Source organism: Thalassovita litoralis, assembly GCF_900182725.1.
In the GTDB taxonomy this organism is placed as follows: Bacteria; Pseudomonadota; Alphaproteobacteria; order Rhodobacterales; family Rhodobacteraceae; genus Thalassobius; species Thalassobius litoralis.
Genome location: NZ_FXTO01000007.1, coordinates 79,962 through 104,890, shown reverse-complemented (window position 1 = coordinate 104,890; position 24,929 = coordinate 79,962). Strand labels below are relative to the sequence as shown.

At 59.4% G+C, this 24,929-nt stretch carries 28 protein-coding genes and 1 tRNA gene; 12 read left to right on the top strand and 17 right to left on the bottom strand.

What is annotated here, in order from left to right:
• The first annotated feature begins 12 nt into the window (after positions 1 to 12).
• Genes FN828_RS08100 through plsY form a run of 8 tightly spaced genes read left to right on the top strand, consistent with a single transcriptional unit; the run spans position 13 to position 5,394 of the window.
• Complete coding sequence (locus tag FN828_RS08100) at positions 13 to 972, top strand: aspartate carbamoyltransferase catalytic subunit (RefSeq protein WP_142492903.1); 960 nt, start codon at positions 13 to 15, stop codon at positions 970 to 972.
• Positions 969 to 1,520 (top strand): hypothetical protein, encoded by a 552-nt coding sequence (locus FN828_RS08095; protein WP_142492902.1) that lies wholly within the window; start codon positions 969 to 971, stop codon positions 1,518 to 1,520. The genes FN828_RS08100 and FN828_RS08095 overlap by 4 nt, the downstream gene beginning before the upstream one ends.
• Before the next feature lie 3 nt (positions 1,521 to 1,523).
• Entirely contained in the window at positions 1,524 to 1,964 is a 441-nt protein-coding gene (locus FN828_RS08090; protein WP_142492901.1) for a hypothetical protein, read from the top strand.
• The gene (locus FN828_RS08085) at positions 1,961 to 2,503 is read left to right on the top strand and encodes an aspartate carbamoyltransferase catalytic subunit (RefSeq protein ID WP_142492900.1); all 543 of its coding nucleotides are present in this window, start codon (positions 1,961 to 1,963) and stop codon (positions 2,501 to 2,503) included. Before FN828_RS08090 ends, FN828_RS08085 begins: the two co-directional genes overlap by 4 nt.
• On the top strand, positions 2,500 to 3,048 hold the full coding sequence (locus tag FN828_RS08080; protein WP_142492899.1) for a hypothetical protein: 549 nt from the start codon (positions 2,500 to 2,502) through the stop codon (positions 3,046 to 3,048). The genes FN828_RS08085 and FN828_RS08080 overlap by 4 nt, the downstream gene beginning before the upstream one ends.
• Positions 3,045 to 3,512 (top strand): hypothetical protein, encoded by a 468-nt coding sequence (locus tag FN828_RS08075; RefSeq protein WP_142492898.1) that lies wholly within the window; start codon positions 3,045 to 3,047, stop codon positions 3,510 to 3,512. Before FN828_RS08080 ends, FN828_RS08075 begins: the two co-directional genes overlap by 4 nt.
• Positions 3,509 to 4,789 carry a dihydroorotase gene (gene pyrC, locus FN828_RS08070; RefSeq protein WP_142492897.1) on the top strand — a complete coding sequence of 427 codons (1,281 nt, stop codon included), beginning with the start codon at positions 3,509 to 3,511 and terminating at the stop codon, positions 4,787 to 4,789. The genes FN828_RS08075 and pyrC overlap by 4 nt, the downstream gene beginning before the upstream one ends.
• Positions 4,789 to 5,394, top strand: a complete 606-nt coding sequence (gene plsY / locus FN828_RS08065; protein ID WP_142492896.1) for a glycerol-3-phosphate 1-O-acyltransferase PlsY — start codon at positions 4,789 to 4,791, stop codon at positions 5,392 to 5,394. Before pyrC ends, plsY begins: the two co-directional genes overlap by 1 nt.
• A gap of 165 nt (positions 5,395 to 5,559) precedes the next feature.
• On the opposite strand, the gene FN828_RS08060 is transcribed toward plsY, so the two are convergent.
• From FN828_RS08060 to FN828_RS08045, 4 genes are all read right to left on the bottom strand, one after another.
• Positions 5,560 to 6,930: a glutamate--cysteine ligase gene (locus FN828_RS08060; protein ID WP_142492895.1), complete on the bottom strand. Its 1,371-nt coding sequence runs from the start codon at positions 6,928 to 6,930 to the stop codon at positions 5,560 to 5,562.
• A gap of 63 nt (positions 6,931 to 6,993) precedes the next feature.
• Positions 6,994 to 7,506, bottom strand: a complete 513-nt coding sequence (locus FN828_RS08055) for a hypothetical protein (RefSeq protein WP_142492894.1) — start codon at positions 7,504 to 7,506, stop codon at positions 6,994 to 6,996.
• Entirely contained in the window at positions 7,503 to 8,450 is a 948-nt protein-coding gene (locus tag FN828_RS08050; RefSeq protein WP_142492893.1) for a phosphotransferase family protein, read from the bottom strand. The genes FN828_RS08055 and FN828_RS08050 overlap by 4 nt, the downstream gene beginning before the upstream one ends.
• Positions 8,431 to 9,168, bottom strand: coding sequence for a 16S rRNA (uracil(1498)-N(3))-methyltransferase (locus tag FN828_RS08045; RefSeq protein ID WP_142492892.1), 738 nt, complete (start codon positions 9,166 to 9,168; stop codon positions 8,431 to 8,433). The genes FN828_RS08050 and FN828_RS08045 overlap by 20 nt, the downstream gene beginning before the upstream one ends.
• A gap of 12 nt (positions 9,169 to 9,180) precedes the next feature.
• Here FN828_RS08045 and ubiA point away from each other — a divergent pair, with 12 nt between their 5' ends.
• From ubiA to FN828_RS08030, 3 genes are read left to right on the top strand one after another with little or no spacing between them, the layout of a single operon-like run.
• A complete protein-coding gene (ubiA, locus tag FN828_RS08040; protein WP_235891434.1) occupies positions 9,181 to 10,152 on the top strand; it encodes a 4-hydroxybenzoate octaprenyltransferase in 972 nt (323 codons plus the stop codon).
• Between the two features lie 57 nt (positions 10,153 to 10,209).
• The gene (locus FN828_RS08035) at positions 10,210 to 12,141 is read left to right on the top strand and encodes an OmpA family protein (protein WP_142492891.1); all 1,932 of its coding nucleotides are present in this window, start codon (positions 10,210 to 10,212) and stop codon (positions 12,139 to 12,141) included.
• Entirely contained in the window at positions 12,134 to 12,463 is a 330-nt protein-coding gene (locus FN828_RS08030; RefSeq protein WP_142492890.1) for a hypothetical protein, read from the top strand. The genes FN828_RS08035 and FN828_RS08030 overlap by 8 nt, the downstream gene beginning before the upstream one ends.
• 10 nt (positions 12,464 to 12,473) lie before the next feature.
• Here FN828_RS08030 and FN828_RS08025 read toward each other — a convergent pair whose 3' ends face one another.
• The 4 genes from FN828_RS08025 to pgsA form a co-directional block, all read right to left on the bottom strand.
• On the bottom strand, positions 12,474 to 12,944 hold the full coding sequence (locus tag FN828_RS08025) for an MAPEG family protein (RefSeq protein WP_142492889.1): 471 nt from the start codon (positions 12,942 to 12,944) through the stop codon (positions 12,474 to 12,476).
• A gap of 117 nt (positions 12,945 to 13,061) precedes the next feature.
• The gene (locus tag FN828_RS08020; RefSeq protein WP_142492888.1) at positions 13,062 to 13,505 is read right to left on the bottom strand and encodes a molybdenum cofactor biosynthesis protein MoaE; all 444 of its coding nucleotides are present in this window, start codon (positions 13,503 to 13,505) and stop codon (positions 13,062 to 13,064) included.
• Positions 13,506 to 13,508: 3 nt separating this feature from the next.
• Entirely contained in the window at positions 13,509 to 13,754 is a 246-nt protein-coding gene (gene moaD / locus FN828_RS08015) for a molybdopterin converting factor subunit 1 (protein ID WP_142492887.1), read from the bottom strand.
• The gene (gene pgsA / locus FN828_RS08010) at positions 13,754 to 14,377 is read right to left on the bottom strand and encodes a CDP-diacylglycerol--glycerol-3-phosphate 3-phosphatidyltransferase (RefSeq protein WP_142492886.1); all 624 of its coding nucleotides are present in this window, start codon (positions 14,375 to 14,377) and stop codon (positions 13,754 to 13,756) included. The genes moaD and pgsA overlap by 1 nt, the downstream gene beginning before the upstream one ends.
• A gap of 198 nt (positions 14,378 to 14,575) precedes the next feature.
• Between pgsA and FN828_RS08005 the strand changes: the two genes are divergently transcribed.
• Positions 14,576 to 16,360 (top strand): sensor histidine kinase, encoded by a 1,785-nt coding sequence (locus tag FN828_RS08005; protein ID WP_142492885.1) that lies wholly within the window; start codon positions 14,576 to 14,578, stop codon positions 16,358 to 16,360.
• Here FN828_RS08005 and uvrC read toward each other — a convergent pair whose 3' ends face one another.
• The 9 genes from uvrC to FN828_RS07965 form a co-directional block, all read right to left on the bottom strand.
• Entirely contained in the window at positions 16,361 to 18,244 is a 1,884-nt protein-coding gene (uvrC, locus tag FN828_RS08000; RefSeq protein ID WP_142492884.1) for an excinuclease ABC subunit UvrC, read from the bottom strand. It lies immediately after the preceding gene.
• Between the two features lie 299 nt (positions 18,245 to 18,543).
• Positions 18,544 to 19,323, bottom strand: coding sequence for an SDR family oxidoreductase (locus tag FN828_RS07995; protein ID WP_142492883.1), 780 nt, complete (start codon positions 19,321 to 19,323; stop codon positions 18,544 to 18,546).
• Between the two features lie 14 nt (positions 19,324 to 19,337).
• On the bottom strand, positions 19,338 to 20,285 hold the full coding sequence (locus FN828_RS07990; RefSeq protein WP_142492882.1) for a calcium/sodium antiporter: 948 nt from the start codon (positions 20,283 to 20,285) through the stop codon (positions 19,338 to 19,340).
• Between the two features lie 3 nt (positions 20,286 to 20,288).
• Positions 20,289 to 20,456, bottom strand: coding sequence for a hypothetical protein (locus FN828_RS20480; protein ID WP_185958968.1), 168 nt, complete (start codon positions 20,454 to 20,456; stop codon positions 20,289 to 20,291).
• 1 nt (position 20,457) lies between these two features.
• Complete coding sequence (locus FN828_RS07985; RefSeq protein WP_142492881.1) at positions 20,458 to 21,252, bottom strand: S49 family peptidase; 795 nt, start codon at positions 21,250 to 21,252, stop codon at positions 20,458 to 20,460.
• A 110-nt stretch (positions 21,253 to 21,362) separates the two neighbouring features.
• Positions 21,363 to 21,881, bottom strand: a complete 519-nt coding sequence (locus tag FN828_RS07980) for an SRPBCC family protein (RefSeq protein ID WP_142492880.1) — start codon at positions 21,879 to 21,881, stop codon at positions 21,363 to 21,365.
• A 248-nt stretch (positions 21,882 to 22,129) separates the two neighbouring features.
• Positions 22,130 to 24,184, bottom strand: coding sequence for a TonB-dependent receptor domain-containing protein (locus tag FN828_RS07975; protein ID WP_142492879.1), 2,055 nt, complete (start codon positions 24,182 to 24,184; stop codon positions 22,130 to 22,132).
• A gap of 94 nt (positions 24,185 to 24,278) precedes the next feature.
• A complete protein-coding gene (locus FN828_RS07970; protein ID WP_142492878.1) occupies positions 24,279 to 24,674 on the bottom strand; it encodes a hypothetical protein in 396 nt (131 codons plus the stop codon).
• A gap of 128 nt (positions 24,675 to 24,802) precedes the next feature.
• A tRNA-Arg gene (locus FN828_RS07965) sits at positions 24,803 to 24,879 on the bottom strand.
• Positions 24,880 to 24,929: the final 50 nt, after the last annotated feature.

The following is a 24,929-nucleotide window of genomic DNA, read 5'->3' as shown; positions in this document are numbered from 1 at the left end:
AAGGAGCGCATCATGGATTTCCGACAAAAGCATCTTCTGGGGATTGAACCCCTTCACCCGTCCGAGATCACGGCGATCCTTGATCTGGCCGACCAATATGTTGATCTGAACCGCCGTGACGTGAAACATGGCGATGCGCTGGCCGGGCTGACCCAGATTAATATGTTCTTTGAAAACTCCACCCGGACACAGGCCAGTTTTGAACTGGCGGGCAAGCGGCTGGGCGCGGATGTGATGAATATGGCGATGCAAGCCAGTTCGATCAAAAAGGGCGAAACCCTGATTGATACCGCGCTGACCCTGAACGCTATGCACCCCGATTTGCTGGTCGTGCGCCACCCGCATTCCGGCGCGGTGGACCTGCTGGCGCAAAAAGTGAACTGCGCCGTGCTGAACGCGGGCGACGGCAAACATGAACACCCCACGCAGGCACTGCTGGACGCGCTGACCATCCGCCGCGCCAAGGGCCGCCTGCACCGGCTGAACATCGCCATTTGCGGTGATATTGCGCACAGCCGCGTGGCCCGGTCGAACCTGATCCTGCTGGGCAAGATGGAAAACCGCGTGCGCCTTGTAGGGCCGCCCACCCTGATGCCCAGCCAGATCGACCAGTTCGGGGTCGAGGTTTATCACGACATGCGCGAAGGCCTGAAAGACGTGGACGTGGTGATGATGCTGCGTCTGCAAAAAGAACGGATGGACGGCGGTTTCATCCCGTCCGAGCGCGAATATTACCACCGCTACGGGCTGGATGCGGAAAAGCTGGCCCACGCCAAGGATGACGCCATCGTCATGCACCCCGGCCCGATGAACCGCGGCGTGGAAATCGACGGCACTATCGCCGACGACATCAACCGTTCCGTGATTCAGGAACAGGTGGAAATGGGCGTAGCCGTCCGCATGGCCGCAATGGACCTTCTGGCCCGCAACCTGCGCCAATCACGCCGCGCCGAACAAGGGGTTATGGCGTGAGCGACCGGATCGAGGTTCCAACAGGCGAAACCGGCGTTGTCCGGTTGTTCGCCGTGGACCTGCCCCCCGAGGATATCGAGGATTTCGCGGATTTTGAACGCGAAGGCTGGCCGCTGATCTCGGCGCTTGGGCTTTACGATCTGAACCCGTCTTATGTGGAAATCTTTCCGGTCGACCAACTGGATGACATGGGGCTGACCGGCTATCTGAATGCGGCGTATAACATTGCCCCAGAAGACCTGCGCGACGACCGGATCGCGCTGAATCAGATCAAGGGCCATGTGGCGCTGATTTCATCGCCCGCGTTCCGGGGTAAGGCCCAAACCCTGCGCCTGCATTCACCGCTGCGCTGGTTGGGGACATGGGCGGAACCCACCCCGGAACTGGACCTGACCCCGATCCGCAGCGATGCCGCCCACGGCACAATCGGGGGCATAGGTGCCCCCGCCCCGCCGCCCCGGTTTCCGCGCTGGATCGGTGCGGCGCTGGTACTGGCCGGGATTGCGATTGGCCTGTTGATCTTTGCCCTGTCCCCGCACGGAGGTTAACCGATGTATGGCGCAATGACCCCCACCACCCCGCTGAACCCGGACGAGGAAGTGCTGCTACAAATCCCGGCGGATCGGTCGACCTATTGGCGCGATCACGCTTGGCTGGCGGCGATTGCAATGGCCGTGGGCATGGCGATCCTGTGGGGCATGGGAAACCCCCATGTCTGGACCGGGGCCGTGGGCGGGTTGGCGGCCATTGCGGTGCGGGCGTTCTATGTCGCGTCGGATGAATTGCAGGCGCGTTGGGATCTGACCAACCAACGCCTGTTGGGTCCACAGGGCCGCGCCGTGCACCTGTCTGAAATCAAACAAATCCGCTCGCTGGGATCGGCCATCCAGATCGTGACCCTGTCGGGCGACAAGCACCTGCTGAAATATCTGGCCGACAAACCCGCCACCCGCGCCGCCATTCAGCGCGTTCAGGCCGGGGGGCGACCATGACCACCGCACAGGGCTGGGAGGACATTCTGGATCAGGACGAACAAATCCTGTGGCAGGGACGCCCCGACGGCGCCGTCGTGATTTCCCCGCTCAGCCTGCTGCCTGCGTTGTTTGGCCTGTTCTTTGCCGGTTTCGCGCTGTTTTGGATGATCATGGCGTCCAAGGCGGGCGGGATTTTCTGGATGTTCGGGCTGATCCATTTTTCGGTCGGGCTAGGCCTTGCCTTTGGTGCGGTCTTTGGCAAACCCTATAAATACCGCCACACATGGTACACGCTGACCAACAAACGCGCCTTTATCGCCACCGATCTGCCCTTTCGTGGCAAGCGGCTGAAATCCTATGCCATCGACAGCACCAGCCCCCTCAGCATGGAAGACGAGGGCCGCTTTGCCGCCGTGCAATTTGCCACCGAAACCTATCGCACGAAAAACCGCACCCGCACCCGCCGCGTTGGGTTTGATCGCATCACCGACGGACATCACGTATACCGGCTGATGCGCGACATCCGCAGCAGCGACCAGCCTGGGCCACAATCATGACCAGACAAGGCATGGACTGGGACGACATTCTGGATGCGGATGAATACATCCTGTGGCAGGGGCGTCCTGATCCGTCCATGTCCCTGTCGGAAATCGGTCCGACCACGGGTCTGTTCGGGCTGTTCTTGCTGTTCAGCACTGTGCTTTGGGCCACCGCGACCGATGAAAAATGGCCGATGGTGATGGTTCACCTGCCGTTGGCAGCATTGCTGCTGTATGTCGGCGTTTTACAAAAGCCCCGCCAATACCGCCGCACATGGTACACGCTGAGCAATAAACGCGCCTATATCGCCACCGATCTGCCATTTCAGGGCAAGCGGCTGAAATCATATGTCATCACCCCCAACAGCCCCGTCGCGCTGGAAGGGAACGCCCCCCATACCGTGACATTTGCCTTTCACATCCTGCCCGACCCCGTCCCGCGACGGCTGCGGGCAGGGGCCAAAAACCCCGCCCCCGCCCCGCGCATCGGGTTTGAACGCCTGCCCGACGGACCCAAAGTGTTCCACCTGCTTCGTGATATTCAGGAAGGCCAGTACCCATGATCCTGTGGCATCAAACGCTGAATGATGTGCAATCCGAACACCCGCTTTACGCCATGATCGCCAAAGGCCCGGTGCCTGCCCTTCTGGGGCTGGGCGGTGCGGCATGGATGGTCCTGTATGTGCAATCGGTGCTGTCTGGGGTGGCCTTAGGGCTGGCCCTGATCCTGCTGCCGGTTGCCATCACCCTGTTGATTGATCGCGCCCGCGTGCGATTTGAAATCACCGAAACCGCCGCCCTGCGTCATCAAGGTGTCATCGAACAATCGCTTCCGTTCGGCACACAGGTGAATTACACTCTGACCCGCGGCCCGATCCGCCGTGCGCTCAACCTGCCCGGACGCCTGACCCTGCACAGCCAGACCGGCATCATGCGCAGCTGGAGCCTGAACTGGCCGATCGCCGCCACCCAAATGCCCGCGCTGGACGCGGCCCTGACCCAAGCCCTTAGGGGGAAACACACATGACCGCCACGCTGATCACCAATGTTCACCTGATCGACCCGGAAACCAGCGCGGTCGAACATGGCTCGATCCTGTTGCAAAACGGCAAAATCGCCGGATATGGCATGGAACTGGCCGTGCCGGACGGGGCCACCGTGATTGACGGACAAGGCAAATATCTGGCCCCCGGCATCGTCGACATCGGGGTAAAGGTCTGCGAACCCGGTGAACGGCACAAGGAATCGTTCAAATCCGCCGGGCTGGCCGCTGCGGCCGGGGGCGTTACCACCATCGTAACCCGCCCCGATACAAACCCCACCATCGACAGCCCCGAAGTGCTGGAATTCGTTACCCGCCGCGCGCAAGAGGCCGCCCCCGTCAACGTCATCCCGATGGCCGCCCTGACCAAGGGCCGCGAAGGCCGCGAAATGACCGAAATCGGGTTCTTACTGGATGCGGGGGCCGTGGCCTTTACCGATTGCGATCATGTGATTGAAAACACCAAGGTATTTTCGCGGGCGCTGACCTATGCCAAATCGCTGGGCGCGCTGGTGATTGCCCACCCGCAGGAACCGGGCCTGTCCAACGGCGCAGCGGCGACCAGCGGCAAATTCGCATCGCTGCGCGGACTGCCCGCCGTATCGCCAATGGCCGAACGCATGGGGCTGGACCGTGATATTGCGCTGCTGGAAATGACCGGCGCGAAATACCACGCCGATCAGATCACCACCGCCCGCGCCCTGCCCGCGCTGGAACGCGCCAAACGCAACGGGCTGGACATCACCGCCGGGACGTCCATCCACCATCTGACGCTGAATGAACTGGACGTGGCCGACTATCGTACCTTCTTCAAGGTTAAACCGCCGCTGCGCTCCGAAGACGACCGCCTTGCCGTGGTTGACGCCGTGCGCCACGGGCTGATTGACATCATCTGCTCCATGCACACCCCGCAGGACGAGGAATCCAAACGCCTGCCGTTCGAAGAGGCCGCCTCGGGCGCAGTGGGGCTGGAAACCTTCCTGCCTGCGGCGCTGCGACTGTATCATTCCGGCGACCTGACCCTGCCCCACCTGTTCCGCGCGATGGCGCTGAACCCGGCCAAACGGCTGGGCCTGCCCGGCGGGCGACTGTCTGCGGGCGCACCAGCCGATCTGGTGCTGTTCGACCCGGACACGCCCTTTGTCATGGACCGCGCCACGCTGCATTCCAAATCCAAGAATACACCATTTGACGGGGCGCGGATGCAGGGCAAGGTGCTGGCCACCTTTGTCGCAGGTCGCCAGGTTTTCGGAGACTTATAATGCCCGAACTGATGTCCCCCCCCGCGATCCTGATCCTTTGGGCGCTGATCGGTTATGGTCTGGGATCTGTTCCCTTTGGAATGATCATTGCGAAACTGATGGGGCTGGGTAACCTGCGCCAAATCGGATCGGGCAATATCGGTGCCACCAACGTGCTGCGCACCGGCAATAAACTGGCCGCCTTCCTGACCCTGCTGCTGGATGGCGGCAAAGGGGCCGCAGCAGTGCTGTTGGCCCGCGCGCTTGCCGCCGAAGACGCCGCACAACTGGCGGGGGCGCTGGCCTTTTGGGGCCATTGCTTTCCGATCTGGTTGAAATTCCGGGGCGGCAAGGGCGTGGCAACCTTTCTTGGGTTGCTGCTGGGCCTGTCCTTCCCGGTTGGGCTGGCCGCATGTGCGACGTGGCTGGCAACGGCTTTTGTCGTGCGGATTTCATCCTTCGCGGCCCTGATGGCGGCCGCCACATCGACCATCTGGATGGTGCTTCTGGGACATGGCGATATGATCGCGCTTGGCGGCGTTCTGACCCTGCTGATTTTCTGGACCCATCGCGCCAATATCACGCGTATCCGCGCCGGGACCGAACCGAAAATCGGCAAGAAATAGACGCGAAACGCCTCTTCTCCGGGTGTGCCCAGTTCAAAGGCATTGGGGCGCTGCCCCAAACCCCGGAGTATTTCAAATCAGAAAGAAACCAACCTGCTTCTTTCTGATCGCCAATACTCTGGGGGTGGGCGCCATAGGCGACCGGGGGCAACGCCCCCTGCCCGATCAGTAACTATACTCGCCGTAAATCCGGGTCAGATCGCCGTTCCAGTCACCATTATAGCGATCCAGCAATTCATCTGCCGGGGTTTTGCCCATTTCAATGGAATCTTCCAGCGCGTGCAGGAAATGCCGTTCGTCCTGCACCATGCCGCCCAGCCCCGGACGCGCACGGGCAATCAGGCCCTTGCGGGAAATATCCAGCACCTCGGCGGCAAGGTCGATCATGCGGCGCCCGCCGACAATGGCCTGCAAACCACGCACCGAGGCTTCTACACGCCATGCCTCGCGGGTTTCAGCGTCCCAGTGTTTCACCAAATCCCATGCCGCATCCAAGCTGTTCTGATCATACATCAACCCAACCCAGAATGCCGGAAGCGCACAGATACGCCGCCACGGGCCACCATCGGCCCCACGCATTTCCATGTATTTCTTGATCCGCGCTTCGGGGAATACCGTGGTCAGGTGATCCGCCCAATCGCTAAGCGTTGGCGTTTCGCCCGGCAGCGCAGGCAATTTCCCGTTTAGGAAATCGCGGAACGATTGCCCCAGCGCATTAATGTATTTGCCATCGCGATAGACGAAATACATCGGCACATCCAAGGCATAATCCACATATTGCTGGAAGCCGAAACCTTCGTCGAACACAAACGGCAACATCCCGGTGCGGGCCGGATCCAGATCGCGCCAGATCCGCGAACGCCATGATTTATGGCCGTTCGGTTTCCCCTCGAAAAACGGTGAATTGGCAAACAGCGCCGTGGCAACCGGCTGCAAGGCCAGCGCCACGCGCAGCTTTTGCACCATGTCCGCTTCGGACTGGAAATCCAGATTCACCTGCACGGTACAGGTGCGGTACATCATGGATTTGCCCATCGTCCCGACCTGATCCATGTAGTCGGTCATCAGCTTATAGCGCCCCTTGGGCATGACCGGCATGTCTTCGTGTTGCCAGATCGGCGCCGCCCCCAGCCCGATAAAGCCAACGCCCACCTTGTCAGCGATGTCTTTCACATCGCGCAGGTGTTCGTTCACCTCATCACAGGTCTGGTGGATGGTTTCCAGCGGTGCGCCTGATAATTCCAGTTGCCCTCCGGGTTCCAGCGACACATTCGCGCCGTCCTTGGTCAGGCCGATCAGTTTCCCGCCTTCTTCCATCGGGGTCCAGCCGTGACCATCGCGTAGCCCTTCCAGCACCGCCAAAACGGACCGTTCCCCGTCATAGGGGATGGGTTTCAACGTATCTTTGCAATACCCGAATTTTTCATGCTCGGTGCCAATACGCCAGTCATCCTTGGGCTTGCACCCGGATTCCAAATATTCGGCCAACTGGCTCATATGCTCGATCGGCCCGCCGCCGGATTGGGGAATGGACATGTCTCGCTCCGGTCTTTTCTATCCCTCAGGTTCGGCAAGAATTGAGGGCTATTCAAACCAAAGTCAATGCAACCGGGCGCCGTTTCGTTGCCAGATCACGACATCGTTCGGCCCAGAGCTGTCCAAAACCCGCAAAAGCGCCTGCATATCCATCCCCGGCAGATTGGCAAAAACGTCAAACAACATCTGAGTGCCGCTGGCATTCACCGGAATAATCAGCGGCGGCGCACTGCGGCTGGTCAACCACCATGCCTTGCCACTATGGCGCTGCACCAGCACGATTTTATCCAGGTCGCCCACCGGAATCGCACCCCCGCCCTCTGGCCCGAAATAGGTGATCGCGGCCTCGTCCACCTCGACCACCCCCGCGCCATCGCTGCCTTGCCAGAACCGGGCGCGGCGGATGCCCAATATCAACAACGCCGCACCGATTGCCGTAAACAGGAAACCAGCCCATTTCACCACGCCCAACCCGGTCAGTCCCAGCGACAGCCCAAACAGGGACAGCCCCACAGCAATCAACGGTTCGGCCCAGCGTTTCAGGGTGGTGGCGGCTTCGGGGCGGATCAGGCTCATGGCGTTCCCAATTCGGTCAGGCAGGCGATCAGACGCTGGCGGGTTTGCACCGGGCAGCCGCGATCCGCATACCCCTGCACCACAGCATGCAGCATTTGCTGCCCGATAAAATAGGGAAAGCTAGTAGCCCGTTCCTGCGCAGGCAACAGCGTTTCCGACGCGAATTGTGCCATATCATCCGCATCCAGCCCCCAGCGCCGGGCCGTATCGCGCCGCGAATATAGATCCTTGGCCACCAGAAACCGCGCGGCCATGCGGGCCAGCGGAAACCGCGTACCGCCCTGAATATCTACCGCCGTGACCATCGCGCCATCGCTGACCATATTCACCGGGGCAAAATCACCGTGGGCAATGGTGTGAACCGCCTTCACGCCCTCAAAGCCTTCGGCGAACCGCTGCAAGCCGCGCAGCAAATCCTGCGCCAGCGCCCGGTCCGGCGGGATCATGTGGTCAAACCGCAGGTCCGCCACCTGCCGATTCAGCCGATGTGGCCCCAAACGGCGCAATTCCTGCCGCAGCGGGGCCACTTCGGCCAGCCAGCCACCGCACAGCCGCAGCACTTGCGCCCGCCGCGCCGCATCGTCGGATTTCAGAATCAGGCTGACCCTTTCGCCCTTTGCCCATTCCAGCACCGCCAATCCGGGGTCTGGCAGCGCCGCCAGCAACCCGTTCACGCGATAGGGGCCAACCCCCAGATGCTCGGACAGAAAGCCCAACTCCTGTTCCATACGCTGCACGGTTTCGGCGGCACGATCCGTCAGGAACCACTTAAAAGCCGCCTCCTGCCCCTGAAACTGGCCGCGCATCACCAGCGCATCGGTGCCGTGTTTCAGAACCTCCTCGATCCGGGCGGTGTTGGGGCCAAAAGCGGCATTCAGATGATCCTGCGCCCGTGCAACATACCCCGCTGCGCCGCGCAGACGGTCAATCAGATTGCGGCCCATCCCAATCCCCCAACGCCTGTTGCCAGACCGTCAGCGCCGCCACCGCCGCCGTATCGGCCCGCAGGATGCGCGGCCCAAGGCTGACCACATGCGCAAAGGGCAATCCATGCAGCTTTGCCCGCTCGGTTACGGAAAAGCCGCCTTCGGGACCGATCAGGATCGCCCAAGGTCCGCGCGGGGCCGCCCCCAAGGCACGGGCCGCGCCCGCCTCGGCCTCGTCACAGAACATCAGGCGGCGAGTGCTGGGCCAATCGGCCAACAGCCGGTCCAATCGCTGCAAATCAGTGACTTCGGGAACATAGGTGCCGCCGCATTGTTCCGCAGCTTCCACGGCATGAGCTTGCAGCCGATCCTGCCGGATGCGTTCGGAATTGGTGTATTCTGTCTGTACCGGGATGATTTTCGCCGCCCCCATTTCCGCCGCCTTTTCCACGATGAAATCGGTGCGGGCCTTTTTGATCGGGGCGAACAACAGCCACAAATCCGGCGGCATCTGTAACGGACGGGTCTGCCGGACACAGGTCAGTTCGCCGCCACGTTTCCCGGCCTGCGTGACCTGCGCCAGCCATTCACCATCGCGCCCATTGAACAGGGCCACGTCAGCGCCTTCCTGCTGGCGCATCACGCCAAACAGGTAATGTGCTTGGTCGCGGTCCAAGGGAACCGTTTGCCCATCCCCCAAGGGATGATCTACATAAAGGCGTATCTTTGCAGTCATGGACACAGTCTTATGCCCGAACACACCCATATGCCAGAGCCTACCGGGCAAGTTTCCGATGCCGTGAAAGGCAACTGGGTCGATCATCTGGCCCCAGCCGCCACCCGCCCCTATCTGCGGCTGTCGCGGGCGGACCGGCCCATTGGCACGTGGCTGTTGCTACTGCCCTGTTGGTGGGGGCTGGCGCTGGCGATTCTGCATGACGGGCAACCGCGCTGGACCGATCTGTGGATTTTCATTGCCTGCGGTCTGGGGGCGTGGCTGATGCGCGGCGCGGGCTGCACTTGGAACGACATCACCGACCGCAATTTTGACGGCGCGGTGGAGCGCACCAAAAGCCGCCCCATCCCATCCGGGCAGGTCAGCGTCAAACAGGCCGCCACATGGATGATCGCGCAGGCGCTGATTTCCTTTGCCATCCTGCTGAGCTTCAACACCGCTGCGATTGCAATGGGCGTGCTGGCGCTGCTGCCCGTGGCGGTTTACCCCTTTGCCAAGCGGTTTACATGGTGGCCGCAGGTATTCCTTGGGCTGGCGTTCAACTGGGGGGCGTTGCTGGCATGGGTGGCCCATACGGGTTCGCTGCATATCGCGTCGGTGGTGTTGTATATTGCCGGGATTAGCTGGACCCTGTTTTACGACACGATCTATGCCCATCAGGACAAAGAAGACGACGCCCTGATCGGTGTGAAATCCACCGCCCGGCTGTTTGCGGAAAACACCCCGCAATGGCTACGCCGGTTTCTGGTGGGAACCGTGGTATTGATCGCGCTGGCGATACTGCTGGCCATGTCAGGCCAATCGGATCGCCCCTTTGCAATCCTGTTGGCGCTGGTCGCACCTTGGGCAATGGGGCTGCACATGATCTGGCAATTGCGGCAACTGGACATTGACGACAACGGGATTTGCCTGCGTCTGTTTCGCGCCAACCGGGATACCGGATTGATCCCTTTGCTATTTTTCGCCGGTGCCATGTTCCTTTGATTGCACCGCCCGGCACATGGCCCTAAAGAAACGGAACGTAATATCTGACGGGTCTCAATGCGACTATCATCCTTGGCCATCATTTCCACAACCTTCGGTCTGGCCGCCGGGCTTAGCCTGATCGGTGCGGGTTTTGCTGTCAAAGCAATCGAAGACGGGTCGGAACTGGGGGTGCGGCGTGCGCTGGATGACCGCGGCCTGCACTGGGCCGAGGTCCACGCCGACGGGCTACAAGTCTTCCTGACTGGCACCGCCCCAACCGAAGCGATCCGTTTCAACGCCCTGTCCGCTGCGGGTGGGGTTGTTGATGCCGCGCGGGTCATCGACAAAATGACCGTGCGCGACAGCGCGAAACTTCAGGCGCCACGATTTTCCATTGAAATCCTGCGCAACGATGGCGGCATTTCCCTGATCGGGCTGGTCCCCGCGTCGACCGACCGCGCCGAGCTGATGGCCAAAATCAGACCCTTGGCCGCGAATGGCAAGGTGACGGACCTGCTGGAAACCGCCGACTATCCGGTTCCCGATGCGTGGGACGATACGCTGGATTACGCGATCCGGGCGCTGAAATCCCTGCCCCGCAGCAAGGTATCGGTGGCCGCCGGAGCGGTTGAAATCCGCGCAATGTCCAACAGTGCCGATGACAAGCGCAAACTGGAAGCCGACCTGAACCGTACCGCACCAGACGATCTGGATCTGACCCTGAATATTTCTGCGCCGCGCCCGGTCATTACCCCGTTTACCCTGCGGTTTCTTATTGATGAAAACGGCCCGCGTTTCGATGCCTGTTCAGCCGAAGACGAAGACGCGCGCACGCGGATCATCGCCGCCGCCGAAAAGGCCGGGATGACCGGAAAACCCAACTGCGTGATCGGATTGGGGGTTCCCTCTCCGAATTGGGCGGATGCCGTTGAAACGGCACTGACCGCCCTGACCGAACTGGGACAAGGGTCTGTGACCTTCTCGGATGCGGATGTCACACTGGTTGCCGCCGAAGGCACCGCACAAGGGCAGTTTGATCGGGTCGTAGGGGAATTGGAAAACGCCCTGCCCGACGTGTTCGCCCTGCATTCGGTCCTGCCCAAACCCGAAAAGAAAGACGCCGCCACCGACGTGCCGGAATTCACCGCCACACTGTCCCCCGAGGGGCTGGTGCAGTTGCGGGGTCGCCTGACCGACGAACTGACCCGCACCGCCGCCGAAACCTTTGCCAAGGCGCGGTTTGGCACCGCCGTCATTCACACAGCGGCGCGGCTGGACGACAGCCTACCCGATAGCTGGGGCTTGCGGGTGCTGACCGCGCTGGACGGGCTTTCGCGGCTATCCAACGGGTATGTTATGGTTACGCCCGCGCTGATCACCCTGTCCGGCAAAACCGGCAATCCCGATGCCAGCGCCGAAATCGCCCGCCTGTTTGCCAATCAACTGGGGGAAAAGGAACGCTTCGATCTGAGCGTTGACTATGTCGAAGCGCTGGACCCCGTCGCGTCCATTCCCACCCCCGAAGAATGCGAAGCCCGGATTGGCGAGATTCTGAAAACCCGGAAAATCAACTTTGAACCCGGATCGGATAAGCCCGATCAGGAAGCCGCTGCCATTCTGGATGACATCGCCGAAATTCTGAAACAATGCGGCGAAATCCGTATGGAGGTTGGCGGCCACACTGACAGTCAGGGCCGCGAGGAAATGAATCAGGCGCTCAGCCAGAGACGGGCGCAGGCCGTGCTGAACGCCCTGCGCGAACGCAAGGTGCTGACCAGTTCCTTCACCGCCAAGGGGTTTGGTGAAGAACAGCCAATCGCCGATAACGAAACCGAAGAAGGCCGCGACGCGAACCGGCGGATCGAATTCAAACTGATCCGCCCCGAGCCAACGCCGGAACCGGAAACCACCCTTGAATCCATCGCGCAATCCGCCCAAGAAGCAGCGACAGAACAAGCCATCGACCCCGCGGATGCGGCGGCGGAAGGAGGATCAAACGATGAATAGAGTTAAATTCATAATCGCCACCGCGATTGTCCTGTTCATTGCCTTCTGTGTGGGCTGGTTCGCCAACTGGCTGATCCACCGTTTTACCCGCGTGTCAAAATCCGACATGGGGGAACTGGAAAAAATGGCTCAGGAACTGCACGAGGCCGAAGAAACCCGCGATCAGGCGATCACCTATTTGCAGCAGCGCGAAGCGGAACTGACCAACCAGTTGGCACAGGCCGAAGCGGAACTTTCTGCCACGATGGACGGTCTGCGCGAAGCCCGGCACGAAGCCGAAGAACTGCGTGCCTATATCGAACGCACCAACGCGGCCCGCTGACGACGGGCGCTTAGGCTGCGCTCAGCACGGCCCACAGCGTATGCAGCGCCATATAGATCACGATCAATGATCCGGTGGTGTAGAATGTTGCCCGTATTTCGTGGGTTTGTTTGGTCGCGTAAGCCACAAAATGCGCCGCGCGGGCCAAGACAAAGCCATACATCAACACCTGCGCCAGCCATAACGCCGGATTGACCGCCACGAAAAGCAACCCAGCGACCCAGAAAGCCGGGATATTTTCCAGATCGTTGCGATGCATCCGGCGAGATCGGTCCACATAATCGTTGCGGTCCAACTGCGCCGGATCGGGGGATTTATTCAATATCCCGCGCTGCACATCTTCGGGGCTGGCTAATCCCGAATTGCTTTTCATCATCCGGTACACAGTCATCCACCCCTGCCCCATCACCTTCAGCACCATCAGGGCCGCCGCAATCACATAGGTTTCAAACACGGGATTGGTCAGGGAAAACAGTGTCATTCTGAGCCTCGGTCCGGGATGCGATCATGCGCACAGGGGACCAGAGTACCATAAACCCAGCCACAAACGTAGCCATTCCGCCCACGGGTGCCGTGTGGAATACCGGGGGGCTAACGCTTACCAGCGGGTCAGCGCGGCCTCGTCCTCGTCCTTGGCTGCCACCCAATCCGCGCTGGCTCCGGTAAATTCCTTTTTCCAGAACGGCGCGCGGGACTTCAAATAGTCCATCAGAAATTCAGCAGATTCAAACGCATCCTTGCGGTGTTTCGATGCAGTGGCAACCATCATGATCCGCTCGTTCGGGGCCAGTGCCCCATAGCGATGAATGATCAACACATCCCCCAAGGACCAGCGGTCACGCGCGTCTTGTTCGATCTTTTCCAGCGCCTTTTCGGTCATCCCCGGATAATGTTCGATCACCATCCGGTCCAGACCTACCCCCGGCAAATCGCGCACGATTCCCGTAAACGTCACCACAGCGCCCATATCTGCCTGCGCATTGGCGAAGGCTTCGGTTTCAGCGCCCAGATCAAAAGCGGCCTGTTGAACCCGCACCGACATGGCTTATCCCCCTGTCATAGGTGGGAAAAACGCCACTTCACGCGCACCGGCCAAGGGCGCATCGAAATCTGTCAGCTCCTGATCCACCGCCACCCGCAAGGCGCTCAGGTCCGCAAATGCCGCAGCATAGCGTTCTTCCCGCGCGCGCAATTCGTCAACCAGTTCAGCAACCGTGGTGGCGTTGGTGTCCACCTTTTCCTTTGGTATGCCGATCCGTTCCCGGACCCATGCAAAATACAAAACATCCATCAGCGCTCATCCCTTAGATACGGAAGGGATTTTCGGAAATAATCCCACCCTGTCACAGCCGTCAGGATAGCGGCCACCCAGATCAGGGCCAGCCCGACATGAGTCGCAAGATCGGCCAAACCGGCCCCGGTTGGAATATCGCCTTCCCCGGCGCGGGGCGCCCGCCCCTTTGCCAGATAATCCAGCCCGGTTCCCAAGAACAGCGTGGCAATCGCCACCATTTGCGCGGTGGTTTTCCACTTGGCCAGTTTCGTTACCTTCAACCGTCCGGAATCCGCACCCAAGAATTCGCGCAATCCGGATACGAAAACTTCGCGGAACAAAATCACGGTAGCAGGCAGAATGAGCCACGGATTCATCCCGGAATAGCCCGTCAGCACCACAAGCGCGATCACCACCATCGCCTTGTCCGCGATCGGGTCCAGCATCGCGCCGAATTTGCTTTCTTGTTTCCACAGCCGCGCCAGATAGCCATCCAACCAATCCGTCGCTGCTGCACTGACGAACAGCAGCAGGGCCAGCCAGTCGGCATAGGGGCGCGTGAAATACAAAAACATCACCGCCACGCCGGGGGCGGCAAGAAGACGGCCAACCGTCAGGATATTCGGGAGCGTCCATTTCATATCCGCTTTCCTACCCGGTTCCTGCGCAACAGAAAAGCACCGTTTACGCAGGCGCGACATCCGACCGATGAACCGTGGAATATCTTTGCAAATACCTTATAAGGACAAACTTATGCCACAGACTCAATTTTTAATTGAGCACACCACACCCTGCGACGGCGCCGGCACGGTGTAAAACACATAACAAGGGACCCAACCGTGATCTGCCTGACACCGGATATTTTCGATCTGCCAGTTGTCGGCACGATGGCGGTATTTACCGGATCATTTCTGTTCGCGCTATGGGTCTGGCGTCAGCACCAGTTCGCGGGCAAGCGGGCGTTTCTGGCGGCCGAAGCCGGGATGCTGTGGTGGCTGTTTGCCGCCGGAATGGAAATGTCGAATCAAACGCTGGGCTGCAAACTGTTCTGGGCGCAGGCCGCTTGGCCCGGCATCATCCTTATGCCATCCGCCTGGACGATGTTCCTGTTTCACTACGCGTTGGGGCATGACGCATCGCTGCCACAACTCAAACGCTTCTCGCTCTGGATCGCGCCGCCGATCATTTCCCTCGTGGCCTTCAGCAATGGCTACCATCATCTGATGTACACCGAAGCCACCCGGCTGACGCAGGTGGATGGCCGTCTTTCTGCACAGTTCGACCACGGGCCATTTTTCTATTTGGCGGTGGGCTATGTTTATGCCTTCATGCTGGCTTCGATCGGAATTGGGGTGGCATCGCTGCGACGCGCCAACCCGCAATTGCGCCCCTTTTTTGTCACGCTTTTGCTGATCACACTGGTTCCGATCACCGGCAACCTTGCCTACGTGCTGGGGGATGTGACGGTATTCGGATTTGATCCGACACCTTTCATGTTCGCTTTCGTGGTAGCGGCCTTTGGCTGGCTGATCGTCAACAACCGAATGATGGATATCACGGCCATCGCCCGTGATATTCTTTTCAATGACACACGCAGCCCCATCATCATTTTCGACGACGAAGGTTTGTTGTCCGGCGCCAATCTGCAAGCCCAAGAAATGCTAGGAATGGAAAAGCTGGCCATCGGTACGGCACTGCGCACACATCCGACGATCGGGCCTTTGGTGGCGCGGGCCGTTACCGGCGGCAGCCTGCCCCCCCAAAGCGCAATGACATGGGAAAACCGCAGTTTTGACCCACGCCTGACCGCCCTGCCCAGCCCCATCAATCCGAAAGGCCCCGCAGTTGGCTGGACGATTGCCTTTATTGACGTCACCGAGCAACAAATGCAGGCTGACATGCTGGCACAGGCCGCACAGCAGGCACAAGCAGCCAGTCAGGCCAAATCAGATTTCCTGTCCACGGTCAGCCACGAATTGCGCACCCCCCTGACGTCGATTCAGGGGGCGCTGGACATCGTGCGGATGACGGCAAAGGATGAGCTTCCTGAACAATCCGCCCAACTGATCGAAATCGCAGCCAGCAACACCCGCCGCCTGAAAGCCCTGATTGACGACCTGCTGGATCTTCAGCGCATGGAACAGGGATTGATGGAATTCAAAATGGAACGGCTGGACCTGCGTCCCATGATCAAAGAAGCGATTGAGGCCAATAAATCCTATCTGGATAGCTATGGGGTTGCGGCCACGGTCGATCTGCCCGCCACCCCCTGCTATATCGAAGGGGATCAGAAACGCCTGTCACAAGTCATGGCAAATCTGCTGTCGAATGCCGCCAAGTTTTCTGACCACGGCAAAACGGTGGATGTCGCGCTGCGGCAAAAGGGGCGGCAGGTTTCCATTACAGTACGCGATCATGGCGTCGGCATCCCGCCCGGCAGCGAAGAAAAAGTATTCGGCCGCTTCAGTCAGGTGGATTCAGCGGCAACACGGTCGCGGGGCGGCTCTGGGCTGGGTCTGAATATCACGCAGGAAATTCTGGAAGCACACGATGGGTCCGTGCGGTACGAAAGCACACTGGGCCACGGCACGACTTTTATCGTCACGTTGCCGCTGGCGGCCTGATCAGCCGCTTTCGTGGAAAAACCCATAAATGGCTTCGGCCAGCGCATCGGAAATGCCATCAACTGCCTTCAGATCCGCAAGGTTTGCGCGGCTGACCGCCTTGGCCGACCCGAAATGCGCCAACAGCGCCCGTTTCCGCGTGGCCCCGACGCCCGGCACCTCGTCCAGCGGGGTTACCCCCACGGATTTGGCGCGTTTGGCGCGGTGGGTGCCAATGGCAAAACGGTGCGCTTCGTCCCGCAAACGTTGCACGAAATACAAAACCGGATCGTTCATCCGCAGCGCAAAGGGACGCTGGCCGGAACGGTGGAATTCTTCTTTGCCGTGATCACGATCCACGCCTTTGGCGACACCGACCATCGGAATATCCTCGACCCCGTACTCCTCCATAATTTCCATCACGGCGGACACCTGCCCCGCGCCACCGTCAATTAACAACAGATCAGGCCACAGCCCCTTGTCCCGGTCGGGGTCTTCTTTCAGCAATCGTTTGAAGCGGCGGGTCAGCACCTCTTTCATCATGCCAAAGTCATCGCCGGGGGTCAGATCATCGCCCCGGATGTTGAATTTGCGGTACTGGTTTTTCATGAACCCGTCCGGCCCGGCCACGATCATGCCGCCAACCGCATTGGTCCCCTGAATATGCGAGTTGTCGTAAACCTCGATCCGTTGCGGTGGACCATCCAGCCCAAAGGCATCGGCCAGCCCCGCCAGCAGCTTTGACTGCGCCGCCGATTCTGACATTTTCCGCGCCAGACTTTCCCGCGCATTCCGCGCGGCCCCGGACACCAGTTCCGCCTTTTCGCCCCGCTGCGGCACCAACAATTCAACCTTGCGCCCCAGCTTCTGGCTCAACGCCTGTTCCATCAGGTCGGCATTTTCGATGGGATGGGACAGGATCACCTGTTTCGGGGGCTCCTTGGTATCGTAGAACTGCCCCAAAAATGCCTCCAGCACCTCGGCGGCTTCGATCCCTTCGCCAACACGCGGATAGAAATCCCGATTGCCCCAATTCTGCCCGGCCCGGATGAAAAACACCTGTACACAGGCCTGCCCGCTTTCCAGATGCAGCGCCACAATGTCGGCCTCGGTCACTGTATGGGGGTTGATACCCTGCGCCGTCTGAACCTGCGTCAGCGCCCGGATACGATCCCGCAATGCGGCGGCCCGTTCAAACTCCATCGCGTCCGAGGCTTCCATCATTTGCGCGGCAAGGGCTTCTTGAATGCCTGTCGATCGACCAGACAGGAATTGCTGCGCATCCTTGACCGATGCACGATAATCGTCTGCGCTAACCTTGCCGACACATGGGCCAGAACAGCGTTTGATTTGATACAGAAGACACGGGCGCGTCCGGGTGTCGAATTGTGAATCCGGGCAATTCCGCAATAAGAACACGCGCTGTAATTGGTTCAGCGTCCGGTTCACCGCCCCCGCGCTGGCGAATGGGCCATAGTAGGCCCCTTTTTCCTTTTTCGCGCCCCGGTGTTTCTTGATCTGCGGAAAGGCGTGGCCGGTCGTCACCAAAATATTCGGAAAAGACTTATCGTCCCGCAGCAACACGTTATAGCGCGGCTTTAGCTGCTTGATCAGGTTCTGTTCCAGCAGCAGCGCTTCGGTTTCTGTTTTCGTGGTCAGAAACATCATCGAGGCGGTTTCGCGGATCATCCGCGCGATCCGTTCGGAATGCCCGGTGCGCCGCGCATAATTCGACACACGCGCCCGCAGGTTGCGTGCTTTGCCCACATACAGAACCCGCGCCTGTGCATCCAGCATCCGGTAAACCCCCGGCGAGGCATCCAGTAATTTCAGATAGGACTGGATCAGGGCATGACCCGTCAAAGGCTGTTTTTCCGCGCTGCGGTTGGGATCGGTTTCCGGCATTGTTCAGACGTTATGATTCTTGAATATGGCTGCAATCTTTACGCATCAGGGGCAAGAGCGAAACCTTCCACGAAACCTGTGGATAACTCTGCCGATAACTTATGGGTATCCGCGATTTTTCCTTGTCTCAAAGCGGTTTCGGCGATTTGCCTATTTTTTAGGCGCATAAATAACCATATGATTTTTAACGATATATTTTTACACCTATAGCAAAACATTGAAATCATTAGCACTTTTGTAACGCTTCCGTAACGGAACCGTGAGCGGTGCACAACTTTTCTAAAGATACTTTTGAAATGCTATTCAACCCCAAGAATATCCGGGGTTTTCCATCCCAAATGTTGACCGCCATCAACGCAAATCAACTGCCCTGTCACCGAAGGGGAATCGATCAAAAACCCCAGCGCCGCCGTCACATCAGACGGGTTTGCACCACGTTGCAAAATCGTCGACTCGCGCTGGCGCTGAAAGTGATCTTCGGTCTGCCGCCCCCCCCGAAGCGTCGGCCCCGGTCCAATCGCGTTGACCCGTACATGCGGGGCCAATCCCTGTGCAGCGGTCTGGGTAAACGCCCACAGCCCCATCTTGGCCAAGGTATAGGTCATAAATTCCGGTGTCAGCTTGCGCACGCGCTGGTCGATCATATTAACCACCAACCCCTGCGCCCTTGGTTCGCCGGTGTCATCCGGCACCGCCTGCGGAACATGTTTCGCCATCGCCTGCGTCAACACGAACGGCGCGCGCAGGTTCGATTCAAAATGCCGGTCCCAACTTGTGCGGCTGGCGGTTTCCAGACGGTCATATTCAAAGATCGAGGCATTGTTGATCAAACAGGTCACAGGCGCCCCAAAATGCGCGGCCACAACGGGCATCAAGGCCTGTGTCTGCGCTTCGTCCAGCAGATCCGCGTGAAACGCATGGGCCGCCCGCCCCATGCCCCGAATGGCGGCGACGACCTCTGTCGCCTCGTCCTCGGAACTGGAATAATGCACGGCCACATCATAGCCCCGCGCCCCCAGATATTCGGCCATCGCCCGGCCCAGCCGTTTCGCGCCACCAGTCACCAGTGCAAGGGGCATATCTGTCTCCGTCCTCAGATGATCAACACAGCCAGAACATACAGGCCATACAGCGCGGTCAGGATCAGCCCCCAGACCCAAGTGATATTCCATTTCAGGAACACAAACGGGAACAGCAATGCCGAAGCGCCCAGCATCACCCACAAATCAAACCGCAGGAATTGCGGGTCCACAGGGATCGGGCTGACCAGCGCGGCAATACCGATGATTGCCAGCAAATTAAATATATTGGACCCAATGACGTTACCCAAAGCCACATCGGCCTGACGCCGCAGCGCCGCCATCACGGTTGTCGCCAGTTCCGGCAAAGATGTCCCAACCGCCACAAGCGTCAGCCCAATCACGGTTTCGCTGACGCCAAAATCACGCGCGATACTAACCGCCCCTTCCAGCAGCAGATTGGCCCCCAGCGGCAAACCAACCAAACCCAAAGCCAGAAACATCCCGATTTTCCACCACGGCATATCCGGGTCCGCGCCTTCGGGTTCTTCCAGTTCCGCATCCTGCCCGGCGGCACGGTGGGCGCGGGCATCCCGAATGGCGTCGTACAGAACGAACCCCAGCGCCACCAATAAAATCCCGGCACTGGCGTAAGAAAACGGCCCCATGAAGGCCAAGGCAATGAACAGCACCGACCCCGCCATCATCATGACATAGCTTTTTCGGGTTTCGCATTCAGAACTGTGCATCGTTGCCAACAGGGCCGGAATCCCCAAAACCAACAGGATATTGGCCGTATTGGACCCAACCACATTGCCCAATGCGATCCCCGGCACACCTTCCAGCGCGGCGGTGATGGAAATCAGCAATTCCGGTGCAGATGTGCCAAAGGCCACAATCGTCAAGCTGACAATCAGCGCCGGAATCCCCACCCGCAGGCTAAGGTTCACCGCCCCTTTGACCAAGGCATCCCCGGCCAGAAGCAGGATCACAAGGCCCAATCCGGCATATACCCAATCCATATCTCAGCGAACTCCTTTGCGGCAGGGGCATGGCCCCGACCCGATCTTGAACCGCCCGCACTGGGGGCAGCGTTTGGATTGCAATTTCTTTTGCCCCGGCAAGCGCAGCTTTCCGAACATGGCCAGAACCGCCATGCCAATCAGGAAAAATGTGACCGCTTTCAGGATCATGTCACAGCCCGAACCGCGCATAGGCTGCGCGTTCTTCGATACCCGTCAGGGCGTCATCGGCCAATTGAGCGCCAAACCGGGACAACAGCCCCCGTTTACGCCCGTAACGGATGAATTTCACCTTGTCCCCGAACAGGTCTTTCAGCTTTGGCTCGGCATGGGCCAGCCCGTCAATCAGGCCCAAGGCCTGTGCCTTTTCGCCCAGCCAAACACGCCCGGTAAACAGATCCGGGTCATCCGCCAATTTGGCCCCCCGGCGGTCCCGCACATAGGTTTCAAACCCCTTGTGCATATCCCCCAGAATTTCCTTTAGCCGGTCCACGTCTTCAGGTTTTTCCGGTTTGAACGGGTCCAGCATCGACTTGGATTTGACCGAGGTATAAACCCGCCGTTCGATCCCGTGCTTTGCCAGAAATTCATGCGCGCCAAATCCGGCAGAAATCACACCAATCGACCCGACGATGGACCCATAATCGGCCCAGATATGATCCGCCGCCGCCGCCAGCCAATACCCGCCAGATGCGGCCACGTCCTCGACAAAGGCGTGAACTGGCACCTGTTTTTCATCCGCCAGACGGCGGATACGCGCGGCAATCAGCGCCGATTGTACGGGCGATCCCCCCGGCGAATTGATGATCAGCGCGACCGCCTTGGGTTTCCCCTTGCGAAAAGCGCGTTCAATGACCGGGGCCAAAGCAGCATCATTCAACGGGGCGCGCCCGGTGCCAATGACACCTTGCAGCCGGATCACCGCCACACGCGGGGGCGTTTTCAGAAAGGGGATAAAGCGTTTCATACAGGCCCATGTAGAATGTCGGACAGTGACAAACAAGAAGGGCCGGGTTCGCACCTGCCAAACCCGGCCCCAAATTTTTGCGTCAGATGCGGAAACTGATCCGCGTGCCGTTATTTTCCCCGTAACTTGCTGAACCAACCCTTTTTCTGACCTTCGTCTTCGTCAGCAGCGTCTTCGCCTTCGTCCGGGCCTTCCAGCGCATCTTGGAAGCGGGTGAAAAATTCGTCCGCCATTTTCTTGGCGAAGCCATCAATCAGGCGGCTTCCCAATTGGGCCAGTTTTCCCCCGACCTTGGCTTCGACGTCATAGCTCAACAGGGTTCCGCCCTCTTCGGCATCCGCCAGCGTGACCTTAGCCCCGCCCTTGGCAAACCCGGCAGCCCCGCCTTTGCCTTCGCCGGTCAGGGTCAACCCTTCCAGTTCGACCATATCAGACAGCGTCACCTGCCCCTTGAAGGTCGCCTTCACCGGGCCAACCTTTTGCACCACGGTCGCCTCGAACCCGTCTTCGGGGTTGCCTGTCACCTCTTGCGCACCGGGAACACATTCTTTCAGCACTTCGGGGCTTAGCAACGCCGCCCAAACCGTCGCCCGGTCCGCCTTGATCACCCGCTGGTCATTCATTTCCATGATGCGCACTCCTTCGCTGTCCTGTTGGCCGAACCCTAGCCCAGCCCCATCCCGACGCCAAGAGAGCGCGAACGAACACCGATGACTACGCCCCCGAAAAGCCATCAAGCCGCATAATTGGCCACCTCCCCCGCCGATGCGGGCCTATACGACAAGCGGGGTGCCGGAGGGAAAGATGCTGCCGCCAAGGATGCCCCGGCGACAGCAAAGCGTGAACGTGGCCCCAATGGGCCGCGCTTATTACTCGATCAGAACCGGGCTTCGAGCTTTACATAAAAGGTCCGCCCCGGTTCATTCACCTGCACCAAGGTCGGATCGAATGAATTCGACCGGCTGAGATGGTTGGCATAGGTTTCATCGGTCACGTTATCGACGCCAGCCAACAGCACAGCGTTTTTCGAGACTTTGTAGCTGCCGAACAAGTCCAACGTTGTATACCCCGGCGTCGCTGCGGGATCGCGGGACGGGTCGATCCGATCCTGCTCCAACGCCCAGTTCACCCGCGCACCGGCCCGCCACAAATCCTGACCGTAAGAAACAGTCAACTGCCCCTGCAACGGCGGAATTTGCGCCAAGGCCCGGTCGTCGGTACGGTTTTGGCCATAGGTCCAGGTCGCATCGCCCAGAATCTCCCATCCGTCCCGTTCCCACGACCCGGACAGTTCCACACCTTTCAGGCGCGCGCTGACATTCCGATAGGTGGTAACACCAGCCACCGAAAACGCATCGCGCAGGATATAATCGTCAACCCGATCCACATAGGCCGAAGCGTTGAAGCTCCAATTATCGCGCCGGGTTTCATATCCAATGTCGAATTGGGTGTGTTTTTCCGGATTAATATCCGGGTTCCCCACCCAGTTGGACCGCGCCATCGCCCGTTCATTGGCATCCGCCGTGCGAACCGAACGCGATAGCCCGACAAACACCATCGAAGCCGGGTCCAGCTTGTATTCCAGACGCGCCAGACCACTGAAATTATGTTCTTCCCGCGCATCATCGAACGTGGTGCCATATTGCGCGGTATAGAAATCATTCGCGGTCATGGTTGCCGAGGCCGCGCCCGGCACCACATCCGCCATACCCGCGCTGGCCCGGACGTAATCATAGCGTGCGCCCAGCTTCAGCAAGGTCTTTGTATTCAGATCCGTTTCGGTTTCCGCATACACGCCGGTTTGGGCGATGGTGACGTCCGGCCAGGACAAGAACACCTCGCGGCTGGGATCGCGGGCTTCGATCGCTGCAATCGGCCCCATGAACCCCTGCGCCATCCGGTTGTTTGACAGGTGGTCCACCCCGATTTTCGCACGGGTGCTGCCAAATTCAAACTGTGCTTCCAGCTTTCCGCCAAACGTGTCCGAAGTCGTCGGCGAGACCATCCCCATCATGGCCGAAGGATTGCGCAGCGAATAATTGTCCATGACGTGATCGACGTTGCTTTGGAACAGGCTGCCCTCGATCCGACGCAAGGCGCCACGGTTCAAATCTATCCCACCACGCAGGCGAATCGTGTTGGTTTCCGACAGCGGGCTATCCATCCCCGCCCCGGCGAACAACACATCCTCGGCCCGGTCGCGTTCCAGATCCAATGCAATTTCCACGCCGTCCTTGGCATATCCCAAAGTCAGCCCAGCCGATTTCTGAGTATAGGCGCTGCGGATTTCGTTGCCGTCCCCATCCTCGTAATTATCCGCGGTCCGCGTTTCAGCGGCGGCTTCCATGTAGAAGCCATTACCCAGATCATAGCTGAACGTGCCTCCTGCCTCTTTGGTGTTGGCGTTCGAGGCGATCCCGGAATGGAATTCAGCGGCCCAGCGTTTGTTTTCGTCAAATTCGGGCGCTTCGCGTTCCAGTATGACCGTACCGCCGCTGCCGCCCGGCCCATGTGTCACACTGGCATAGCCGCGTTCGACCACGATCTTATCCGCCCGCGCCACATTCGCGATGCTGGCTGGCGGGTCCATACGGTTTGGACAGCCGCCAAAGGTGAACGATCCACCATCAATGATGTTCAACTGGTTTTGCGATTGGCCACGAATCACAACCTCCAGACCATGACCGCCCATACGCCCCGCCGTGACGCCGGGAACCGAGGTCAGCAATGCCCCCCCATCGGCTGCGGGGACGCTCATTTGCCCCATAGGCGTAAATTCATACGAACTGGCTTTGGCTTTTACGGCATCGTCTTTCACGACGATTTCGCCCAAATCGGTCACAACTTCGGCTGCTTGGGCCAATGCAAGGGTGGACAGGCTGCACAGCAGCGCTGCGGTCGCGCTCAAGCGCACCGGATAACAGGGTTTCATTCTCTATCTCTCTGATTTTCTATGTATTCAAGACATCCGCAGCACAGCCCCCACCAACAGATGGGCACATGTGAAACGGACAAACAGCTTGGCGTCAGAGAGAAAGAGGAGGCGCCCGAATCGCCTTGGGCCGATCACACAGATCATCCGGCAAATCCAATGCCACGCGCCAAACCGGCTGCACTGGCGTATAGACTGCCGCGACCGGCCCACAATCCGGCGCATCGGACAACACAGCCAGACCAACAACACAAAACGGACATTTGGAAACGACTTCCTGCCCGGAACCTTCGGACACAGAGCCATCGGTCGGGTCAATCGTGATCGTGCGCAGACCACCCGCGCCACAAATGACCACCTGTATGCCATCGCCAGAAGCAACAGCGGCACCGGGGAAAAAGGCAAACGTGACCTGAACAGCCATCAGGAACGACAAGAAAAGCGTGCCGAAGCCGCGCAATGTCTTCCTGTGGGTGGTCTGTCTCCTCATGCGGGCGTTCTTCGCACAAACCAAAGATTTGGCAAGCAGCATTTTGCCGCGCACTTACGCTACATGTCGAAAGATCAACTGCGGCAGCGCCGCAATGTCAGTTGGATATTCAAACACTTAAGGGAAAGTGGCGGACTGGGGAGGATTCGAACCCCCGACCCCTTGATTCGTAGTCAAGTACTCTATCCAACTGAGCTACCAGTCCGTGGAGCCGGGGTTTAGTCTTTGATGCGCAGACATGCAAGCACAAAAGTA

Bases quoted from the DNA above. Each gene is read 5' to 3' on its own strand.
- pgsA (WP_142492886.1), bottom strand. From the start codon at position 14,377: ATGAAATGGACGCTCCCGAATATCCTGACGGTTGGCCGTCTTCTTGCC.
- FN828_RS08085 (WP_142492900.1), top strand. From the start codon at position 1,961: ATGACCACCGCACAGGGCTGGGAGGACATTCTGGATCAGGACGAACAA.
- FN828_RS08100 (WP_142492903.1), top strand. From the start codon at position 13: ATGGATTTCCGACAAAAGCATCTTCTGGGGATTGAACCCCTTCACCCG.
- FN828_RS08080 (WP_142492899.1), top strand. From the start codon at position 2,500: ATGACCAGACAAGGCATGGACTGGGACGACATTCTGGATGCGGATGAA.
- FN828_RS08050 (WP_142492893.1), bottom strand. From the start codon at position 8,450: ATGGGCCGCAATCTGATTGACCGTCTGCGCGGCGCAGCGGGGTATGTT.
- FN828_RS20480 (WP_185958968.1), bottom strand. From the start codon at position 20,456: ATGATCCTGAAAGCGGTCACATTTTTCCTGATTGGCATGGCGGTTCTG.
- FN828_RS08075 (WP_142492898.1), top strand. From the start codon at position 3,045: ATGATCCTGTGGCATCAAACGCTGAATGATGTGCAATCCGAACACCCG.
- FN828_RS08025 (WP_142492889.1), bottom strand. From the start codon at position 12,944: ATGACACTGTTTTCCCTGACCAATCCCGTGTTTGAAACCTATGTGATT.
- FN828_RS07995 (WP_142492883.1), bottom strand. From the start codon at position 19,323: ATGCCCCTTGCACTGGTGACTGGTGGCGCGAAACGGCTGGGCCGGGCG.
- FN828_RS07990 (WP_142492882.1), bottom strand. From the start codon at position 20,285: ATGGATTGGGTATATGCCGGATTGGGCCTTGTGATCCTGCTTCTGGCC.
- FN828_RS07980 (WP_142492880.1), bottom strand. From the start codon at position 21,881: ATGGAAATGAATGACCAGCGGGTGATCAAGGCGGACCGGGCGACGGTT.
- FN828_RS08045 (WP_142492892.1), bottom strand. From the start codon at position 9,168: ATGACTGCAAAGATACGCCTTTATGTAGATCATCCCTTGGGGGATGGG.
- FN828_RS07975 (WP_142492879.1), bottom strand. From the start codon at position 24,184: ATGAAACCCTGTTATCCGGTGCGCTTGAGCGCGACCGCAGCGCTGCTG.
- FN828_RS08055 (WP_142492894.1), bottom strand. From the start codon at position 7,506: ATGAGCCTGATCCGCCCCGAAGCCGCCACCACCCTGAAACGCTGGGCC.
- moaD (WP_142492887.1), bottom strand. From the start codon at position 13,754: ATGGATGTTTTGTATTTTGCATGGGTCCGGGAACGGATCGGCATACCA.
- pyrC (WP_142492897.1), top strand. From the start codon at position 3,509: ATGACCGCCACGCTGATCACCAATGTTCACCTGATCGACCCGGAAACC.
- plsY (WP_142492896.1), top strand. From the start codon at position 4,789: ATGCCCGAACTGATGTCCCCCCCCGCGATCCTGATCCTTTGGGCGCTG.
- FN828_RS07970 (WP_142492878.1), bottom strand. From the start codon at position 24,674: ATGAGGAGACAGACCACCCACAGGAAGACATTGCGCGGCTTCGGCACG.
- FN828_RS08060 (WP_142492895.1), bottom strand. From the start codon at position 6,930: ATGTCCATTCCCCAATCCGGCGGCGGGCCGATCGAGCATATGAGCCAG.
- ubiA (WP_235891434.1), top strand. From the start codon at position 9,181: ATGCCCGAACACACCCATATGCCAGAGCCTACCGGGCAAGTTTCCGAT.
- FN828_RS08030 (WP_142492890.1), top strand. From the start codon at position 12,134: ATGAATAGAGTTAAATTCATAATCGCCACCGCGATTGTCCTGTTCATT.
- FN828_RS08020 (WP_142492888.1), bottom strand. From the start codon at position 13,505: ATGTCGGTGCGGGTTCAACAGGCCGCTTTTGATCTGGGCGCTGAAACC.
- FN828_RS08090 (WP_142492901.1), top strand. From the start codon at position 1,524: ATGTATGGCGCAATGACCCCCACCACCCCGCTGAACCCGGACGAGGAA.
- uvrC (WP_142492884.1), bottom strand. From the start codon at position 18,244: ATGCCGGAAACCGATCCCAACCGCAGCGCGGAAAAACAGCCTTTGACG.
- FN828_RS08035 (WP_142492891.1), top strand. From the start codon at position 10,210: ATGCGACTATCATCCTTGGCCATCATTTCCACAACCTTCGGTCTGGCC.
- FN828_RS07985 (WP_142492881.1), bottom strand. From the start codon at position 21,252: ATGAAACGCTTTATCCCCTTTCTGAAAACGCCCCCGCGTGTGGCGGTG.